General features: G+C 38.3%; 15 protein-coding genes and 1 pseudogene. 7 read left to right on the top strand and 9 right to left on the bottom strand.

Translation table 11 applies throughout. From position 1 onward, the window contains the following. Positions 1-123 precede the first annotated feature (123 nt). Positions 124-552 carry a photosystem II complex extrinsic protein PsbU gene (gene psbU, locus A0J48_RS15395; protein ID WP_200324469.1) on the bottom strand — a complete coding sequence of 143 codons (429 nt, stop codon included), beginning with the start codon at positions 550-552 and terminating at the stop codon, positions 124-126. A gap of 410 nt (positions 553-962) precedes the next feature. Then, positions 963-1,742, bottom strand: a complete 780-nt coding sequence (locus tag A0J48_RS15400) for a DUF3120 domain-containing protein (RefSeq protein WP_200324471.1) — start codon at positions 1,740-1,742, stop codon at positions 963-965. Between the two features lie 264 nt (positions 1,743-2,006). Here A0J48_RS15400 and A0J48_RS15405 point away from each other — a divergent pair, with 264 nt between their 5' ends. From A0J48_RS15405 to ung, 7 genes are all read left to right on the top strand, one after another. Continuing rightward, positions 2,007-2,915, top strand: coding sequence for an undecaprenyl-diphosphate phosphatase (locus A0J48_RS15405; RefSeq protein ID WP_200324473.1), 909 nt, complete (start codon positions 2,007-2,009; stop codon positions 2,913-2,915). 398 nt (positions 2,916-3,313) lie between these two features. After that, positions 3,314-4,639 carry a TIGR03279 family radical SAM protein gene (locus A0J48_RS15410; protein WP_200324475.1) on the top strand — a complete coding sequence of 442 codons (1,326 nt, stop codon included), beginning with the start codon at positions 3,314-3,316 and terminating at the stop codon, positions 4,637-4,639. Between the two features lie 241 nt (positions 4,640-4,880). Next, complete coding sequence (locus A0J48_RS15415) at positions 4,881-7,028, top strand: glycoside hydrolase family 10 protein (protein WP_234300945.1); 2,148 nt, start codon at positions 4,881-4,883, stop codon at positions 7,026-7,028. Positions 7,029-7,378: 350 nt separating this feature from the next. Further along, positions 7,379-11,548 carry a PAS domain S-box protein gene (locus tag A0J48_RS15420; RefSeq protein WP_200324479.1) on the top strand — a complete coding sequence of 1,390 codons (4,170 nt, stop codon included), beginning with the start codon at positions 7,379-7,381 and terminating at the stop codon, positions 11,546-11,548. Positions 11,549-11,556: 8 nt separating this feature from the next. Further along, positions 11,557-12,768, top strand: coding sequence for an EAL domain-containing response regulator (locus A0J48_RS15425; RefSeq protein ID WP_200324481.1), 1,212 nt, complete (start codon positions 11,557-11,559; stop codon positions 12,766-12,768). Between the two features lie 169 nt (positions 12,769-12,937). Next, the gene (locus tag A0J48_RS15430) at positions 12,938-13,327 is read left to right on the top strand and encodes a phosphomannose isomerase type II C-terminal cupin domain (RefSeq protein ID WP_200324483.1); all 390 of its coding nucleotides are present in this window, start codon (positions 12,938-12,940) and stop codon (positions 13,325-13,327) included. Further along, entirely contained in the window at positions 13,324-14,004 is a 681-nt protein-coding gene (gene ung, locus A0J48_RS15435) for a uracil-DNA glycosylase (protein WP_200324485.1), read from the top strand. The genes A0J48_RS15430 and ung overlap by 4 nt, the downstream gene beginning before the upstream one ends. A gap of 42 nt (positions 14,005-14,046) precedes the next feature. Here ung and A0J48_RS15440 read toward each other — a convergent pair whose 3' ends face one another. From A0J48_RS15440 to dndD, 7 genes and pseudogenes are all read right to left on the bottom strand, one after another. Next, positions 14,047-14,805: a HEAT repeat domain-containing protein gene (locus A0J48_RS15440; RefSeq protein WP_200324487.1), complete on the bottom strand. Its 759-nt coding sequence runs from the start codon at positions 14,803-14,805 to the stop codon at positions 14,047-14,049. 88 nt (positions 14,806-14,893) lie between these two features. After that, entirely contained in the window at positions 14,894-15,409 is a 516-nt protein-coding gene (locus A0J48_RS15445) for a GNAT family N-acetyltransferase (protein ID WP_200324489.1), read from the bottom strand. Between the two features lie 78 nt (positions 15,410-15,487). After that, the gene (locus A0J48_RS15450) at positions 15,488-15,631 is read right to left on the bottom strand and encodes a hypothetical protein (protein ID WP_200324491.1); all 144 of its coding nucleotides are present in this window, start codon (positions 15,629-15,631) and stop codon (positions 15,488-15,490) included. Positions 15,632-15,735: 104 nt separating this feature from the next. Next, on the bottom strand, positions 15,736-16,137 hold the full coding sequence (locus tag A0J48_RS15455) for an ABC transporter permease (RefSeq protein WP_200324493.1): 402 nt from the start codon (positions 16,135-16,137) through the stop codon (positions 15,736-15,738). After that, entirely contained in the window at positions 16,122-17,627 is a 1,506-nt protein-coding gene (locus A0J48_RS15460) for an AmpG family muropeptide MFS transporter (RefSeq protein ID WP_200324495.1), read from the bottom strand. Before A0J48_RS15460 ends, A0J48_RS15455 begins: the two co-directional genes overlap by 16 nt. A 73-nt stretch (positions 17,628-17,700) precedes the next feature. After that, positions 17,701-18,099 (bottom strand): DNA sulfur modification protein DndE, encoded by a 399-nt coding sequence (gene dndE / locus A0J48_RS15465; protein WP_200324497.1) that lies wholly within the window; start codon positions 18,097-18,099, stop codon positions 17,701-17,703. A 37-nt stretch (positions 18,100-18,136) separates the two neighbouring features. Beyond that, positions 18,137-20,125, bottom strand: a pseudogene (gene dndD, locus A0J48_RS15470) (DNA sulfur modification protein DndD). Positions 20,126-20,142 lie beyond the last annotated feature (17 nt).

A 20,142-nucleotide genomic window follows, 5' to 3' on the forward strand; every position in this document is an offset into this window, starting at 1 on the left:
GTTCAAGTCCTCCACTTTTACAAAGTGGTTCTTGTCCAGGTGTGGTTGAATCCTCAACTGTATTGTCTACCCTGCCCCCTGCTCCCTGCACCCTGCCCCCTGTTCTCCAATTACCAAACAGAGTTATCTGTAGATACCGTTGTTAATACGATCATCTCCTTCGTTGAAGTTAGGCTCGTATTCTGTAACAGCGAAATTATCTAAGTTGGCTTGTAAGGTTTGTTTTTGACGATCGCTCAATCCAGGCAAATTCAACACATCCTCTACACTCTTGTAAGGAGCATTTTTGATGATTTTCTTAGCCAAGGTGGGATAAAGCCCTGGATACTGTTGAAAAGCAGCAATGTTGGTATTATTCAAATCAATTTTTTTACCAAAATCAGTTCCTAGCTTGGCATCTGCCTTATTTTGGCGTGCAATTGCCAAAACTGGGGCTTGAGGCCAAGTTATGTTGTTGAAACTTGCAGCTTGGGCTGTTTGAGTTGTTCCTAGCCATCCCCAGCAGCCTAAGAACAAACTAAAGACTGTTAATAAACGTAATAATCCTTTCACGATTTTTCTACCTCTTTCCATCAAACAGAAATAAAAGCTTTCAACTAGAAGCTGTCAACTGTGGGCTGAAGTGAGAAGTATGAAGTATTTATTTAACCCCACTGATCGCTCTGAGGGGTGATGGTACTGTTTCCTCTGACTTCATGCTTGGATTGATAGCTGATAGCTGAATCAACACACAGCAGTCATCAGAAACTAATATACAGCTTAGTGAACTACCGGAACTTAGCTATGGTTGAAGTTGTAAATTCCAATATTCTTCCTCAATACCATGTTAAGGATTTTTGTCTATTTTTAATATGTAAAGATTTATTTCGAGTGCTGAGTGTTGAGTGCTGAGTGCTTACGAATTAAGGGGGTAGTAACTGCAAGAAATCAAGAGCATTTTGGGTGTCGTCTGTAGGTTACTTCTATGCCAGAATCGCTGCTAGTAAGAATAAGCTGTCTACTAAAATTGTACTCAAAACTGCGCCACCAAAGGCGTACCAATAGCTTTCCTTGTTACCTAAAGATACAAGCCCTACTGTCAGGAGTGCTAAGGCCAGAATAATTGCCCAGCCTTCTCCCCAAGGAGTCTGCACTTGTAACAAAGCATTTTTTAAGATTTGTGACGCTCCACTGGCATCTGTTCTCATAATTTGCCGCCAATAGGGCATTAAATCTACTAGATAAAAATATATGTCTGTTAAGACTGTGCCGAATAGAGAACCTAGATAAAACCAGTTACCGACTTTACCCCAATTGCGCCATAGACACCAGAGGGCAAAAGGTAAGCCAATAGATTCTATTGGTAAATGCCATAAAGGTTCCCAACGTAACCAACCCCAGTAAATCGCCCCTGTTAGCCAACTCCAGCTAAATCCTAAGAGTAAATCTCCCCACAGATAGGTTTGTGGACGTGACATTAAGTTCAAACTCAACCAAATCCAAAATACTGTCGTCACTAAACTGACGGTGGGTAGCGATCGCACTAGGGGCGCTTCTATAAATACTGGTACTGTTACTAAAAACACCGCCGCAGCAAAAACTAACCAAATTTGCCGAGTGGCTATTCTATCAGCAAAGGAAGGCGATAAGGAAAGAGCCGACTCTAATTCTTGGATACCTCTGTGCCTAGTATCAGCGGTATGTAAATCAGTATTAATAGAAGATTTGACGGCAGAGTAGGATGAAAACGTATTATTAATCAATGTTTTTAATATTTGTTACTAAACTTTACTTATCTACAATATCACACTCTAAAATCCCCCCTAGGGGCATAATTGATTATATGGCCAATATTAAGGAATAGGGAATAGGAGTTCAGGAGTTCAGTAGTTCAGTAGAATCAGAAGAATTTATTTCTCCCCTACCTCCCCTGCCTCCGATAAATCTTACCCGGAAAAACAGATGACAAGAACGGATCAGGATGGATAATTTGCTAAAATTACGCATCCATTTTGGGAGTCTGGTTGATGGCGACAATCTTAGAATTAAGTAGTATGGGTTTACTATCCTCGCAACTGCTGGCCGTGGCAGAAAACACAGCAAAAATTACCCCGGAATGGTTGCAGGCATTTATTTTGGGTATAGTTCAAGGTATTACAGAGTTTTTACCCATTAGCAGTACAGCACATCTGTTAATTGTCACTAAGATATTTGCTTGGAAAGAACTAGGTTCTAAAGACTTTGTTGATGCCATTCAATTTGGCAGTGTGCTTGCTATTTTGTTATATTTTTGGTCGTTGATTTCTAGCCTTGTTAAAGGTGCAATTGCCGCACTGAAGGAGCAAGATTGGGAACGTGAGGAATGGAAAATCACCGTGGGTATTGCGGTAGGAACAATACCTGCATTACTTGTGGGTTTTCTGTTAAAAGACATTTTACCTGAGAGTGCATTAATTATTGGTATAATGTCAGTAGTAATGGCAATTTTACTAGGCTTGGCAGAAAAAATTGGTACTCGCAAGCGTGGTTTTGATTCCTTGCAAATTCGAGATGGTATATTAGTAGGATTGGGACAAACTCTAGCTTTGATTCCTGGTGTTTCTCGTTCTGGTTCAACATTGACAACGGCTTTATTTTTAGGATTAGAACGTGATACAGCCGCTAAGTTTTCATTTTTGTTAGGATTTCCCACTTTGACCATTGCCACCTTGTATAAAAGTCTAAAAATATTCAAACAGTTTCAGGAACAACAGTTACCAGATAATATAGTTTTACTACTAGTTATAGGGATTGTTACCACCTTTATTTTTTCCTACCTATCAATTGCATTTCTAATTCGGTACTTACAAACCAAAAATACCTATGTTTTTGTCTGGTATAGATTGGCTTTTGGCAGTGCCATTTTGTGTGCGATCGCATCAGGTTGGCAAGGATAATTGTAAGCATTCAGCTATCAGTAATCAGTAATCAGCTTGAAACTATAAGTAGATAGGTTTTTCATCAAATCAACAGTTTGCCCAATTCCACAATAGACATTTACAGGCTGGCCTTTATCTTTGTTTTTTCAATTTCTTACTGACGGCTGATTGCTGAATACTTACGGATAAGTATATAGGAATCATATTTGATTCTTGAAAAACACTCCGTACACTTCCCCTGTTCCCTGTTCCCTGTTAAGAGTTACCTCTCTACACAGATAATTTCAAAAATCAAATACCAGTCCTATAGAAGGGTATGGGTGTTCTTAATTTTGAATTTTGGATTGTTTTGAGCAACTTCAATCTAAAACTTTATTCCCTATTCCCTATTCCCTATTCCCTATTTTTAATTTCCCATGAATACCATTCATCCTGCTAAAATTACCAAGGTGCTTTCCGAATCCATCGCTGCTGAAATTGGCTTTGAGGTGGGTGATGCAATTGTTGCTATTAATGGTGTACAACCTCGTGATTTAATTGATTATCAGTTTTTATGTGCAGATGAATTTTTAGAACTAGAAGTTTTAGATACTACTGGTAAAACTCATCATATTGAAATTGAAAAAGATTATGATGACGATTTGGGTTTAGAATTTGAAACCGCTTTATTTGATGGGTTAATTCAGTGTAATAACCGTTGTCCCTTTTGCTTTATTGATCAACAACCACCGGGTAAACGTTCTAGTTTGTATTTTAAAGATGATGATTATCGCTTGAGTTTCTTATATGGTTCTTATTTAACACTGACCAATTTACCAGAAAAAGAATGGCAGCGGATTGAACAAATGCGGTTATCTCCCTTGTATGTTTCTGTTCATGCGACAGAACCAGAAGTGAGAATTAGATTATTAAAAAATAACCGTGCCGGACAAATTTTAGAACAAATCAAATGGTTTCAAAAAAGAAGGTTACAAATTCATGCTCAAGTTGTGGTTTGTCCAGGGATAAACGATGGTGAACATTTAGAGCGGACATTACGAGATTTAACATCTTTTCATACTGGGGAAATACCTGCGGTAGCATCAGTGGCAGTTGTTCCAGTTGGTTTAACTCGATTTCGTCCCCAAGAAGATGAACTGATACCTGTAACTCCAGAAAAAGCACGGGAAGTAATTAGTCAAGTGAAATTACTGTCCCAAGAATTTCGGCAAAAATACGGTTCTAGCGTGGCTTGGTTAGCTGATGAGTGGTTTTTAATTGCTGGGGAAGAATTACCTAGTGAAGCTGAATATGAAGAATATCCGCAAATAGATAATGGCGTGGGTTCAATTCGCTTATTTATTAAACAATTTACCTATGCTGCTCAGGAATTATTACCCGCTAAAATTGCTGAACCGAAAAAATTAACTTGGGTTGTAGGTAATGCTGTAGAACAGGCATTTAAACCTCTTGTGAAACAGTTAAATGCTGTGGCAGGATTAGAGGTAAATATGCGTGCTTTATGTAGCGATTATTGGGGGCAAAATATCAGTGTTACGGGATTATTAACTGGACATGATTTAATTTTCCACTTACAGGGGCAAGATTTAGGAGAGGGTATTTTGCTACCCAGTGTGATGCTTAAACATGGGGAGTTAATATTTTTAGATGATATGACCGTGGAGGAAGTATCTCGTCAATTGAATATCAGCATATTCCCCGTAGCGGGAGTTGAAGATTTAATTAATACTTGTTGCCAGTAGTTATAGGATTTTGGATTTTGAATTTTGGATTGACTCCACCCTAAAGTGTAGAGCTTGAAAATTTTGGATTTGGGATTTACGTTAGCGAAGCGTACGCAGCGCAGCGAGTATTTTTCCGTCCTGAAAGACCAGGAGCTATACCACATTTTTTTAATCTAAAATCTAAAATCTAAAATTCCTTGTCACCTGTCACTTGCTATATTAGTCAGCATTAAATTACTAATTACCTATGATTAAAAATATGAAATTCCCATGGAAACAAGTGGGATTATTCTGCTTAAACTTAAATTTTTTAATCTTTGATTTTTTGGTAATTTTGCCCACACAAGCGGCAACAGCAGCAGACGTATTGAGCGTCATTAAAAGCCAGAAAAATGGCAATCAAGGGTTAATTGTTAGTAGGAAACCTAATACCAGGAAGCCAAAAACGCAAACTCGACGGATAACTGTTGGCAAAAAAAATAAGATCAAAAAACCAAAAACTAAACCTAGACAAATAACACCAAAAACGCTTCCCCAATCAAAACCCGCTGCTAAAGTCACGCCCCAAAATTTCCAGGAAGATATTGATCTGCTGGAGTCAACGGTTCGTTTGGATGTCATACCCAATTCTAATCAACCGATTAGTAATAAAGATGCTGTTGCACTGCAACGAGAATTAGAAAATCTGATTGGTAGAGTCCAAAGCGCCCATTTAGCAGCTTCAGTTAATAATGGTGGTGTGAATATGACTAAACCCCAATCGTTGAAGTCAGAAACTCCCAAGTTAGCATCTACCGAAACAACAAACCTGAGTTTAGAACAAACTTTAGCCCAAGCGCAGGAAGTTGCCAAAAACATACCTGTGTTAATTTCCCAAAAAAACTATGCCTTGGTACGTCAACAGTGGTTAAAGGCAAAAACAAATTTATGGCAACAATTTCCTGTTAATCAACGTATAGCCCAACCAGAAATTCGGGCTGTTTGGTTAGATCGGGGGACAATTGTTAAGGCTGGTAATGAAGCAGGATTAGCACCAATTTTTGATCGCTTGGCGCTGGCAGGAATTAATACTGTATTTTTTGAAACTGTCAATGCTAGTTATACGATTTATCCCAGTCAGGTTGCACCACAACAAAACCCCTTAATTCAAGACTGGGACCCATTAGCAGTAGCAGTGAAATTAGCCCATGAACGGGGGATGGAGTTACACGCTTGGGTGTGGACTTTTGCGGCTGGTAATCGCCGTCATAATGAAATTATTGGTGTCAGTCCTGATTATCCAGGGCCTGTACTGGCAGCAAATCCCAATTGGGCAAATTATGATCAGCGTGGGCAAATGATTCCGGCTGGTCAGACAAAGCCTTTTTTAGACCCAGCTAATCCTCAAGTACGTGAGTATTTATTAAAGCTGTACGCAGAAATTGTCACTCGTTATCAAGTCGATGGTTTACATCTAGACTATATTCGCTATCCCTTTCAAGACCCTTTTTCTGGTCGAACCTACGGTTATGGTAAAGCTGCTAGAGAGAAGTTTCAGCAACAAACTGGTGTAGATCCTCTGAAAATTTCTCCTAATCAGCGGGATTTATGGCAAAAGTGGACAGCATTCCGCACTGAACAAGTTGATAGCTTTGTGGGTGAAGTTGCCCAGATGTTGCGACAAAAGCGATCTTATTTAGTTTTATCAGTGGCGGTGTTTCCATTAGCAGAATATGAGCGAGTGCAAAAAATTCAACAGCATTGGGAAGTTTGGGCTAGACGAGGAGATATAGATTTAGTTGTGCCGATGACTTATGCCTTAGATACTCCTCGCTTTCAAAGATTAGCAGAACCTTGGATTCATTCTACTAAGTTAGGTTCTACTTTATTAGTTCCTGGTATTCGTTTGCTTTCTTTACCCAGTGTAGGAGCATTTGACCAATTACAACTGCTGAGGGATTTACCTGTTAGTGGTTATGCTTTATTTGCTGCTGAAAATTTTAATAAGAATTTAGACGAAATATTGATTAGCACTCAAGGGAAGGTGCAAAATACAAAGAATGATCCTATTCCTCAACGTCAGCCTTTTCGGACTGCGGCTTTTAGGTATGCTGCTTTGCAAAAAGAATGGCAATTGGTCTGGGAGAAGAGTGAGCGATCGCCTAATAAATCTCTAACTACAATTGCTGATTTTAAGAATCAGACCCAAGAATTACAAAATGCTTTAAATCAGCTGGCAGTTTTACCTTCTGCTAGTAATTTGATTAGTGCTAGAGGTTCACTGTCTCGTTTTCAGTCTCAATTTAAAACTTGGATGAGTGTACTAATTGCTGACAATCCTTATCAAGTGAAAGTCTGGGAAAATCGCTTGTTAACTATAGAAAGGTTACTACGTTATGGTGAGAAAAGAGTAATTAATAAAAATTAAAACTTTAAACTTTAAACTTTAAAGTTTAAAAAGGAGTTCAGAAGTTCAGAATAAATACAGCATATTGCAGATCAATAAGGTACAAGTTTTTATAACAAAGCCTTGCACCAAAAGGGTTTTACTGCTGACCGCTGACAGATGAAAGCTGCTGTCAGGAGAAAGAATTAATCTTTCTTCTAGCCAATGCCGCTGCCCTCAAGATTTATTAGTAATAATACGCATATAATTGTTTTATCGTAAACATAATAAATACTGTACTTGACGCGATATAATCTTAGCTATTTAAAGCCACAATATGAAAATCAGTGGTTTTTAATCAAAATTGTTTGGTAGTGAATTTTAAATCAATTATGCAAGTATCACCTCACTATCTCGTACTCCAAAGTTTAGATTCAATTATCGACCGTTCGCCACTGACTGTTGCACCGGAAACCTTGGTATTAGATGCGATCACTCTCATGGTAGAAAGGTGTCAAGGAGTTTTGGTAAAGTCTGATTGCCAATTAGTAGGGTGCTTAACACAACAAGATATCATGAGACTTGTGGCTGCAAGGACTGAGTTAAAAAACACAACCATTGCTGAAGTCATGCAAACCTCAATGATGAAACTCAACTTGCCAGCAATTAAAAGTCTAACAACTGTAATGCCATGGTTGTCTCAGGCTCAGTTAGTGGCTATTGTCGATGAACAAGATCAAACTGTGGGAGTGATTACTCCTGAAAGTATTTGTCTGGCCTTGGAAGTAGTAGAAGTGTTGGAAAATCAACTTTTGCAATCTCGGCAAATGTTGCAGTTGATTATGGACACTATTCCCCATAGTATTTTTTGGAAAGATATCAATTCTGTGTTTTTGGGATGTAATCGCAACTTTGCGAAAATGGTAGGTTTTGAAAATCCAGAAGATATTATCGGGAAAACAGACTATGATTTAGTTGCCAACCAAGAACAAGCAGAATTTTACCGTGCTTACGATGCTGCGGTGATGCAGACCAATCAAGCCCAATATCAGGCTATCACGCCCAAGCAGCAAGCAGATGGCAGTCAGATTTGGCTGGAAACAAATAAAGTTCCCTTGCACAATACAGAAGGGCAGGTGGTTGGTATGCTAGGGACAATAGAAGATATCACCAACAGGAAGCAAGCACAAGATGCTTTAGAAAAAAGTGAAGAACGGTTTCGCTTTCTGGCTGAATCTATTCCGCAGCAGGTATGGATTGCTGATGCTGATGGTAATATTGAGTATATAAATCAACGTACCCTTGATGATTTTGGCTGCACACAAGATCAAGTTTTGAGTAGACAATGGATACAATGGGTACATCCTGATGATTTGCCTAATAGTATTAATATTTGGCATCAATCTTTATCCACAGGCACAAATTATGAAGTAGAATTTCGCCTGTTTCAAAAAGCTTCAGGAATATATCGCTGGCATTTGGGACGAGCGTTACCGTTGCGCGATCGCCAAGGTAAAATTGTCAATTGGTTTGGCACTAACACTGACATTCACGACCGTGTTACAGCAGAAACTTCCCTGCGAGCAAGCGAAGAACGTTTCCGTAACTTAGTTGAAGCTAGTAGTGATTGGGTATGGGAAGTTGATGAAAATATCGTTTATACCTATGTTAGTCCTCAAGTACGAGAAATTTTAGGTTATGAACCCCAACAAGTTTTAGGAAAAACCCCTTTTGAACTCATGCCACTTGAAGAAGCAGCGCGTGTGAGTAAAATTTTTAGATCCATTACTGCTTCCAGACAATCCTTTAAATATCTGGAAAATATCAATGTTCATCAAGATGGTCATCTAGTGGTTCTGGAAACTAATGGTGTTCCTATCTTTGATGTTGAGGGTAAATTTTGCGGCTATCGTGGCATTGATCGAGATATCACTGTTCGTCAACAAGAATCAGCAAAATTGTGGGAAACTCAACAGCGACTACAGGCAATTTTGGACAATTTACCGGCTGTAATGTATTTATTAGATACAGAAAATAGATATTTATTAGTTAATAAGCAATTTGAAAAAATATCTGGTATCAATGAAGAACAGATAGTTGGTAAAAGTGTATATGATATTTGGCCACAAGAAATTGCAGAAAAATTTGCAGCAGATAATCTAGCAGTAATTACTAGTGGTATATATAGAGAAAATGAAGAAATTGCTCCTCATGCAGATGGATTACATACCTATTTTTCTATTAAATTTCCTTTAAAAGATACCCAAGGAATTAATTATGCTATTTGTGGTATTTCTACAGATATTACAGACCGTAAATTAACCGAACAAGAATTGCGTCAAAGTGAAGAATACTTCCATTTATTAGTAGAAGGTGTAAAAGACTATGCAATTTATATGCTTGATCCTAACGGCAGGGTCATGAGTTGGAATTCTGGGGCAGAATGTATTACTGGCTATCAAGCAGTAGAAATTGTCGGACGTGATTTCTCTTGCTTTTTTCCACCTGAAGATATTGCTAATGCCATACCCAAACAACAACTAGAAATAGCCAAGTTGAATTCTAGGTGTGAATGTGAAAGTATTTTTGTTCGCAAAGATGGCTCATACTTTTGGGCTAATTGTATTTTAACGCCATTGTCTGATGATACTGGTGAACTTCGAGGTTATTGTAAAATAACTCGTGATATTACAGAACGGAAGTTAACAGAAAAGTCTTTATTGAGACTGCAAAAAGCCATAGAAAGTACCAGCGATGGTATTAGTATTGCGGATATTTCTGGACAGATCATTTATGTCAATCCCGCTTTTACAGAAGTATTTGACTATACAGGAATTGAATTAAATTCTAATGGTGGTTTGGTAGCTACCTTCAGAAATGTCAAAGTGTTTGAAACAGTGTTTGCTACAGTCCACAGAGGAGAGTCTTGGCATGGTGAAGTGAGTATGCAAACTCGGAGTGGTAACTATGTGCAGATTTATTTGCGGACTGATGCAATTAAAGATGCTACTGAAAAAATTGTTTATTTCGTAAGTATATACACTGATATTACCCAAAGCAGATTGATTGAAGAAGGTTTAAGGTTACGAGATCGGGCGATTGCTGCCAGCAGTAACGGCATTATTATTGCTGATATTACCATACCCGATGGCTCAATTACCTATGTTAATCCTGCCTTTGAACGCATGACTGGTTATACAGCCACGGAAGTGATCAGACAAAATTTTCGGTTGTTCCTGGGTGCTGATATTAATCAATCAGCCTTAGAACAAATGAGAACAGCCATGCAAGCAGGACAAGACTGTACAGTGATGTTACGAAATTCTCGTAAAGATGGCAGTCTCTTCTGGCATGAGTTCAATATTTCTCCTGTCTATGATACAGATGGTTGCCTAACTCACTACATTGGTATTCTCACGGATATCACTCAACGCAAGCAAGCAGAAACAGCATTACTTGTTACCCAACAACGTCTACAATATTTACTCGCCGCTAGTCCAGCTATAATTTATACTAGTAAACACACGAAAAGTTCTGGTATTGTCTTTATCAGTGATAATGTCAAAGGTATGATAGGCTACGAAGCACAAGAATTTATCCAAGATTCTAGCTTTTGGTATAGTCACATCCACCCGGAAGATGCACCAACTGTACTAGCAGAACTATCACAGGTATTAGAGCAAAAACATTATAGTTTAGAATATCGGTTTTTACACGCAGATGGTACTTATCGTTGGATATACGATCAAGGTAAGGTAGTCTGGGATGAAACTGGCAACCCAATAGAATTGGTTGGTTACTGTGCTGATATTAGCAGTCGCAAACAATTGGAGCAAGAACTCAGAACTGCACTAGAGAAAGAAAAAGAACTCAATGAGTTGAAATCTCGTTTTATTTCCATGACTTCCCACGAATTTCGTACCCCTTTAAGTACCATTCTGTCTTCTGCGGAGTTGCTAGAACACTACCATCAGCGATGGACTCCAGAAAAACAACTAACTCATCTACGACGAATTCAAATTGCTGTCCATAGGATGACAGAAATGCTAGATGATATCTTGGTAATTGGCAAGGCAGAAGCAGGAAAACTAGAATATAAACCCTTATATTTTGATTTGGTGGAATATTGCCGTCAATTAGTAGAAGAAGTTCAGTTGAATTTGAAAAGTCAACGCTTGATCTCTTTTAGCAGTCAATCTGAATCTATATCCTGCTATATGGATAACAAATTATTAGGATATATTCTCAGTAATTTGCTCTCAAATGCACTCAAATATTCTGCTGATGGCAGTTTAGTTAGATTTACACTCGCTTGTGAAGATGAACAAGCAGTATTTGAAATTCAAGATCAGGGAATAGGTATTCCTGAAGAAGACCTACCTCGTTTATTTGAATCTTTCCATCGTGCTAATAATGTCGGTAATATTTTAGGAACTGGATTAGGATTAGCAATTGTAAAAAAGTGTGTAGATATTCACCAAGGCCAAATTTCTTTAATTAGCAAGCTCGGCATAGGTACACAATTTACTGTTAAACTACCCTTAAAAAAATATACAATATGAGGTTAATTATGCCCAAAATTTTAGTCATAGAAGATGAAGAATCTGTCCGGGAAAACCTTGTAGATCTGTTGACAGCTGAAGAGTTTGAAACAGTTTCTGCCCATAATGGTAAAATAGGCTTAAATTTAGCTATTTCTCAGTTGCCTGATTTAATCCTCTGTGACATGATGATGCCAGAAATGGATGGTTATGGAGTATTAACTGCATTAAGAAAAGAACCATTAACTGCAACTATTCCCTTTATTTTTTTGACTGCAAAATCGGCAAAATCGGATTTTCGTCAAGGTATGGATTTGGGAGCAGATGATTACCTGACTAAGCCATTTACTCGTTCCGAATTATTAAGTGCGATCAAGAATAAGTTAGAAAAGTATGCAAGCTTAAAAAAATATTTATCGGCACAGATGGCAGTTAACAAGTTAACTCCAAGAATGCAGTTGTTAGATAAAATTCTAAACCAAACAATTACAAAAGATGATTTTCAGGGCTGGGAAGTTTATTATCAACCGATTATTGATATTAATAGTGGTAAAATAATTGCAGCTGAGAGTTTATTGCGTTGGTATAGTGATGAATTAGGTCAGATTTCACCTGGAGAATTTATTCCTTTAGCCGAGAAAAATGGTTTAATCATTTCTATTGACAATTGGGTTTTAAAAAATGTCTGTCACCAAATGAGAGTTTGGCGCGATGCTGGGATTAAGCCTTTGACTGTCGCTGTTAATTTATCAGCAGTTGAATTTAATCAACCTGACTTAAGTGCTAAAATTATTAACTTGATAGAAAATAATAATTTAGATCCAAATTGTCTGGAAATTGAAGTTACTGAAAGCATGATTATGGATGATGTGCAGAGTGCGATCGCTATTATGAATGAATTACGATCACATGGGATTAAGATAGCAATTGATGATTTTGGTACAGGACAAGCTTCTTTAAACTACCTACATTTTTTTTCAGTTAACACAATCAAAATAGATCGCTCTTTTGTCCAAAATGTTGATCATGATTACCAAAAATCTGTCATTACTAAATCTTTAATAAAAATGGCTCATGAGCTAAATCTCAAGATTATTGCTGAAGGTGTAGAAACAGAAGCAGAGCTATCATTTTTAAGACAAAATAACTGTGATGCTATTCAAGGATTCATCTTCAGTCGTGCATTACCAACTCTAGAGTTTGAACAAGTTTTATTTGCTAATAAAACTTTATCTTTATAGGACTGGTATTTGATTTTTGAAATTATCTGTGTAGAGAGGGAACTCTTAACAGGGAACAGGGAACAGGGGAAGTGTACGGAGTGTTTTTCAAGAATCAAATATGATTACTATATAAGCAATAGAGAATTAGGATAAAATCATCTATTAACATAATGATGGAGAATTAATCATGAGTCAACAAGAAAATGAGCTTAACACCAATCTCGAAAAATGTTCTCCCCATTCAGGTGAACGTTATTGGGGTTATGTAGAAGTAATAGAAGAAGGAGAAAATTATCGAATTAGTCGGTTAGAAATTAAGCCACGACATAGAATTAAACCACAAATTCATTATCATCGTCATGAACATTGGGTTGTAGTTTCTGGTGTAGCTAAGGTAACTTGTGGTGATGATGAGATTCTGCTGAATCGTAACCAGTCAACTTATGTCCCAGCAGCAACACTGCATAAAGTAGAAAATCCAGGTTCTATTCCTTTAGTGATTCTAGAAATTCAAAATGGTGAGTATTTGGGTGAAGATGATACAGAACGTCCTTTTGAACTCAATCCAGTGGCATGAATGATATCCAACTACCTAATTCCTGGCAAGCAGTTCTAGGTGCAGAATTGGAGAAACCGTACTTTGGTAAACTCCAAAATTTCTTGATGGAGGAAAGATTATCTGATCGTATTTATCCCTCAGAAAAAGAAGTTTTTTCTGCTTTTGAATTGACAGCTTATGAAGAGGTGAATGTGTTGTTGTTGGGTCAAGATCCTTACCATAATGACAACCAAGCACATGGATTATGTTTTTCTGTTAAACCAGGAATTAAACCGCCTCCATCACTAATGAATATTTTCAAAGAACTGAAGACAGATGTAGGTTTTGATATTCCCAATCATGGTTATTTGGTTGACTGGGCTAAACAGGGTATGCTGATGTTAAATGCAGTGTTGACGGTGAGAGCGCATACACCCAATTCTCACAAAAATAAAGGTTGGGAAACTTTCACAGATGCAGTAATTAATAAGGTCAATGAGAAAAGTGAGCCAGTTGTGTTTGTGTTGTGGGGTGGGTACGCACAAAAAAAGTTGAAATTGATTGATGTCAATCGGCATATTGTTATACAGTCAACTCATCCTTCACCACTTTCTGCACGCAATGGCTTTTTTGGTAGTAAGCCTTTTTCAGCTATTAATGCCGCTTTGCTGTCTTGTGGTAAACCGGAAATTGATTGGCAATTGCCAGATATGTAAGAGGGAGATATTACCCAATTATCAATTGTCAATTATCAATTATCAAAACCAGCCTTCTTGTTCTAGGGTTTCAATCAATTGTAAACCACGAGGATCACCGACTCCCAAGAGTGCGGCCTTGGCATCTTCTTTTACTCCCAAGTCTTTATCTTCCGCAAAGGCTTGAATTAGGGCATCTATGGCTGTAGCATAAACTACGTTAGAAGGTAGTTCTTTGCAGAGTTGTCCTATAGACCAAGCGGAGTTACTACGAACTGCGGAGATTGGATCTTGAACTAGGGCTTCAATTAAGGGAGGTATTGCGCCTACAACGGCTTCATATCCCACTCCTGCCATCTGGGCTAGGGCGCTGGCTGCCCAAAGACGAACAGCAGAAATATCGGTTCTGAGGGCATCTGCGAGGGGAATTAAAGAACGGCGATCGCGGCAATTTCCTAAAGCCCAAACTACGCCTTTTCGCACATAACCATTAAAGTCACTGTTGAGTTGATTAATTAATGGTTGAACAGCATTTGGGCTAGGATTGCGGCCGATGGCATAAGCTGCACTGACTCGTACTAAAGGACAATCATCAGTTAGCAGATGAATAAGATGGGGTATTGCGGGTTCATATTCAATATCACAAAAAGCCCGTGCTGCTAACATTCGTTGCTGAGGCTGAGGATTTTCCAGTAGTGTCAGCATTAATTCGGGATCTGGTTTTGCTACTTCTGATTCAGCAGTAAGTGGTTCTATGTAGTCTAGGGGGCTTTCTAAATCCGCTTCATGATCAAGTAGGTTTATATCGTCTTCGTCGTACATAATATTATTTTCAATAACAAGAAATTATATAGCAGCGGCTAGGGAAGCGGAGGAAGCGGAAGTCGAGAGCTGATCTATTGCCTCGTACCTATTCCCTATGAAGTGATTTTATCATCCATAGGGATTGTGTTTGATAACCAAGCTGTTGATAAAGACTTAATGCGGGTGTGTTGGTTTGAAATACTTGTAGTCCGATTTGGCGATCGCCTCTTTGTTTTGCCCAATTTTCTATATATTGCATCAAGGCTGTGCCAATTCCCCTACGACGATATGCTGGGACAACGTAGAGGAGGAAAATATGAGCATGACGACTGCCTGTAATTTGATCTATGGCGTTACCTACCCACAAACAAGCGATGGGGGAAAAAGTTTCTCCCCTGCTTCCTGCTCCCTGCTCCCTTGCCTCTTCATATACCCACCATAAAGGGGTATCAACGGAGAAATATTGCTCAACTGTACGGGCTAGGTGAGAAAAATCTTGATAGGGAAATATTTCCTGGTAAGTCCACTGCATGAACTTGACTAGGATGGCTCTATCTATAGTAGAACCTCGACGAATGTGGTAGCCAGGAAGAGGGAAGTTCAAAATTGGGGCATTGGGCATTGGGCATTGGGCAGAGGGGCTTCAGGGGCTTCAGGGGCAGGGGAGCAGAGGAGAAAATCAGTAATTACGAATTACGAATTACGAATTACGAATTATCATCCCAATAGGTGCTGGTGCAGCCATGTCGGAGGGTAGGAAGATGCGGGCGCTGACTGCTACTAAGGCGACTATAAATACTAGGACGACTAGTAAGGGGGCGATATATTGACGAAAAATAGCCATATTTTGGTTTTTAGTTAGCTAGAGACTTTTGGAAAAATCTAGCTAAAAATTTGTGAAGTTTTCTTAATTTATTTTAGCGATTTTGGAGACAGGAAAACTCTAGGTTAACGCTGATCTCGATCTAAATCATCTAGAACTCTCTCACAATACCAGTTTTCTGGCATTCCGGGATAGTTCTGCTTGGCTTGCTCGATTAACCTTTCTGCTGCGGCCACATCACCAGATAATCTAGCAATGAGTCGGTTTTTCAAATAGTTACTGGTGATTTCTTCGTCTGTTTGGTTAGGTATGCTGGTTTTGAACTGTTGTGAGGGTTCACGTCGCAGCTGCCAAAATAAAACGTAGTAAAGTGTACCAAAAATTAAAACCAGGCTAATTGTTCCCAGGAGGGTGAGGAGGTTAAACCCTAGATATCCTAGAACTAGCTGGGAGAGTACATAGCCCAGTAATAGACCTGTGATGATGAGGACAAATGTACCGACAAGAATAACTACTTGGTTCCCCATATATCCTCTTCTTCAATTCCTGGTCTGGTGAGTGCTACTGGTTTTGAGTTCCAGGGGGCAGCTAGGGGCAATAGTAGCAATCCGGGAAGGGCTGCTACCATAGAGAGTAGGAAGAATGAAGGCCAGCCGGTGGCTTTTGCCCAATCTCCTGCGGGTGCGGAAAGAACGTCTCGACTTAAGGCCATGAGGCTAGAAAAGAGAGCAAATTGAGTGGTGGTGAAGTTGTGGCTGCATAGACTCATTAAATAAGCTACGGTTGCCACGGTGACTAATCCGGCACTGGTATTTTCAATCATGATGGCGATCGCTAACATGGAATAATCTTTGCCGGTGATAGCTAGTGCATAATAACCCAAGTTGCTGAGTAATTGCAGTACACCAAATATCCAAAGGGCGCGATGGATGCCGATTCTGGACATTATTATCCCACCTAATATGACTCCCACGGTAGTAGCGACTAGGCCAATGATATAAACTGTGGCTAGTTCCTGGTTATCAAATCCTATTTGTTTGGCGAATAAATTGGCAGTAATACCGACTAGGGAGTCACCCAGTTTATAAAGAATGATAAATATGAGAATTGTCAATGATTTGGTAATGCCAAATTTTTCTAAAAATATTTGTAAAGGCAGAATCACTGCTTCTTGTAATGTTTGTGGTGTTAAATTCTGTTGTTGTTCATTGAGTTGAGGCTTAGGCAGAATTATTGATGCACTGATCCAAGTTATCAGTAATCCTCCTAATATCCAATAAAAGACTTTTAAGGGTATATATTCAGAAATTACACCACCCACTAAGCTGGTAATAATGGTGACGATAATTAAGAGAAATAGGACATCTTTAAATTTTAAGGATGTGTTATTTGTAGATATATTTTCTGGTTGCGGTTCTGCTGGAACATATAATGTTGTGAACACACCAATTAACATAAATCCTGCCATGACTGAATACACTAAATTCCAAGGCAGAAATCCTGCTAACCATGCCGCTAGGGAAAAGGCAATAAATAGGGCAATACGATAACCTAATACCCACAGAGAAGCACCTGTTTCAAATTCTAAAGGGTTTAAAATTTCTGTCCGGTAAGCATCTCCGGCGATGTCTTGGGTAGCACTGAAAAAGGCGATGACAAAAGATGTGATTGCCAAAATCATCAAAACTTGTGTGTTTTGGCTTGGTTGTTGCATTGCCATGAAACCTATAGCAATGACTAAAGCAAGTTGGGTAAAAAATAACCAACCCCGTCTTCCCCCTAAAAATGGAGGGGAAAATCGATCAATTAAGGGAGACCAAATAAATTTGAGGGAGTATGGTAAGCTAACTAATCCAAAAAGGGTAATTTTGGCAACGTCAACTTCGGCATCTTTCATCCATAGTTGAAGTGTGCGGGTTGTGAGGAATAATGGCAAACCGGATGCAAAGCCTAGTAACAGCAAACCAGACATTTTTCGGCTTTGAAATGCCTGTCGCAGTGCTTGAATTTCTTTCATAATAGGAAATAGGGAATAGGGAATAGAGGAGACAAATAAAGTCAAAATTAAATGACTTTTGCCTCCGGTTAAGTCAGGAGGATTTTACTTTCTTTGTTGCTAGTTCGATTAAATCTTCAATTTTCTTAATATTTGGATCGCCCGCTAGATAACCAATACCCCGATGTAAGTGTAGGCGAAATTGGGTGATGAGGGTTTCTTTATCTGTGTCTAAGCCGTCGTTGTAACAGCGTTGTTTCAGGGCTAAAAGCAAGATATCAGCCATTTCTCCACCAAATACGCGCCATGTCATTTCGACGTTGCTATATTGGGGAATGGGTACGGGGGTGGGTGCGGCTGGTTCAGCGAGGGAACGACAAAAAGCCCACCGACATAGTATATTCCATTGTTCTATTTTGGTGTTGCGTTTGAGTTTCAGGAGTTGTTCTTTGGCTGTTTGGGAGAGTTTAATACGTTCTATTGGTGATTCCATTTTGGGTGATTGGTAATTGGTGATTGGTGATTACCCATTACCAAAAATACCCTGTTTTAATGGTGGTTTCTCTTTTCCCGGAGTCGTATTGAAGCAAATATTCACGGGCGATCGCTTCGGTTTCTTGAAGGGTTTGATATTCTTTTTTACCGATTTCGGTATCAGTGGAAAGGAGAATTACTTGATGACTGGCTGAGGGAAAGTATCTTTCTACTAAGTTGTTACGGTGGGAGGAGTCGAGTCTTCCTAAAGGTGTGTCTATGGCCACTGGTAGACGTTTTCCTGATACTTTGGCTAAACCCCACAAAAAGGCGATCGCTAATAATTGTTTTTCTCCGGCGGAAAGTCGATGTTTGGGTACTGGTTTACCGTTAAAATCGTATAAGGATAAGCTGAAGGTTTTAGCATCAATAGCAATACGATGAACTAAATCTGATTTATGTAATAAATAAAGAAAACAATTTTTCACTTCTTCTTCTAATTTATTCAATTTCCGCAAAGTCAATTTTTCTCTAAATATCTTTAAAGTATTCTGTACTTGAGTTGCTGCATTAATTAAATGTTCGGTACTTTGGTATTTAAGATTTTCGCTGGTATAGTTAGTTAGCTCTTTTTTAGTTTGAGTGATTTCTGTTTATAATTCTCCCAGACTGCGAACTGTTAACTCATAATTAGTGGTAGCTTTATTCAATTCAGATTGTGCTTGTTCTCGTATTTTTTTTAATTTTGTATATTCTGCTGGTTCGGCGGCTGTTTGGATTTGTCTGTCTATGGTGATAATTTCTTCTTCATAATTATTCAATTCTATTAATTGTTTTTGAACAGTATTTTGGGCAATTTGTAAACGATATATTAAATTGTCCAGTAAAGTTAAACTTTCTTCATCTGCATTTAACCAATTGGTTTGTGTAGATGAATTGGCAGCATATAAATTATCTATATCTTCAGCTAGGAAAGTTTGAATATTATTAATTTGAGTTAATTCTAGGTTTAATTGTTGTAACCACGTAATTAATCGTTGATCTCTGGAAATTAATACATCTTTAGCTAATTGAATTTGTTGGTTACGAAATTCTTTTTCACCTTGGGTTTGAATTTGAGATAATAAATTAGGAATTAAAGCTAAAGGTAAAACATCTTCTGCTACTTCACACAAAGACTGACGGAGATTTTCTGTTATCTTTGTTTTCTCTTGTATTTGTGTGTCTAGTTGGCTGCGTTCAGCAGCAATTTTACCACCTTCTGATACAAATTTATTTAAAGCTTCGTCATGTTTAGTTTTTAAATTTTCTTTTTCAATTTCTAGATTAGTTAATTCTGTTTTTAATGTTTCCTGTTTTTGTAGTTGTTCACTCAGACGGTTTTCAAGTTCTTCTAATTTAGCCAAATCTTGATTGTCAGCACTTTCCTTTTTTTTGCGTTTGACTAATATTTCTAAATCTACCGCTAATTTATCAGCTAATTCTAAACCTAACAGTCCGTTAATTGCATCAATAACAATGGGTGGGGGAGTTTCTTGTTCTGCAAGTTCCTTAACTTGTTCACCGTCAAATAAAAATAAATTAGAAATCCCTAAAGGCAGAATATTTTCTATATATTCATCCCAGATATTAGCTAAAGATTCAATAGGCCAGGTTTCATCCTCACCTAAAATACCCAAAGAGTCTTTACCATCTTTAGGATTTTTTTCCCAAGTTCTGACAACACGATATTTAATCAGTTTATCATCTTCAATGTGTTCAAAAAGTAATTCAATTCTGGTTTTATCAACAGGGGTAGCTTTGCTATTTACACATTGATTTAAAAAATCACTATAACTAAGAGTTCCTCTGGTAGAACATTGGGCGCGTTGTCCATATAAAGCCAGACGAATAGCATCCATTAATGTGGTTTTTCCGCCACCATTCATACCACCTAAAAGAATAATAGGGCGGATGTTATCGTCATCAATTTTGGGGTTGAGGGTGATGATTTGTCTACCAGCGTAAGGACCAAAATTTTGCAGTACGAGTTCTAGGAATATCATTGTTATTTATTATTATA

This window comes from Sphaerospermopsis aphanizomenoides BCCUSP55, assembly GCF_001586785.1.
GTDB classification, from domain to species: Bacteria; Cyanobacteriota; Cyanobacteriia; order Cyanobacteriales; family Nostocaceae; genus Sphaerospermopsis_A; species Sphaerospermopsis_A aphanizomenoides_A.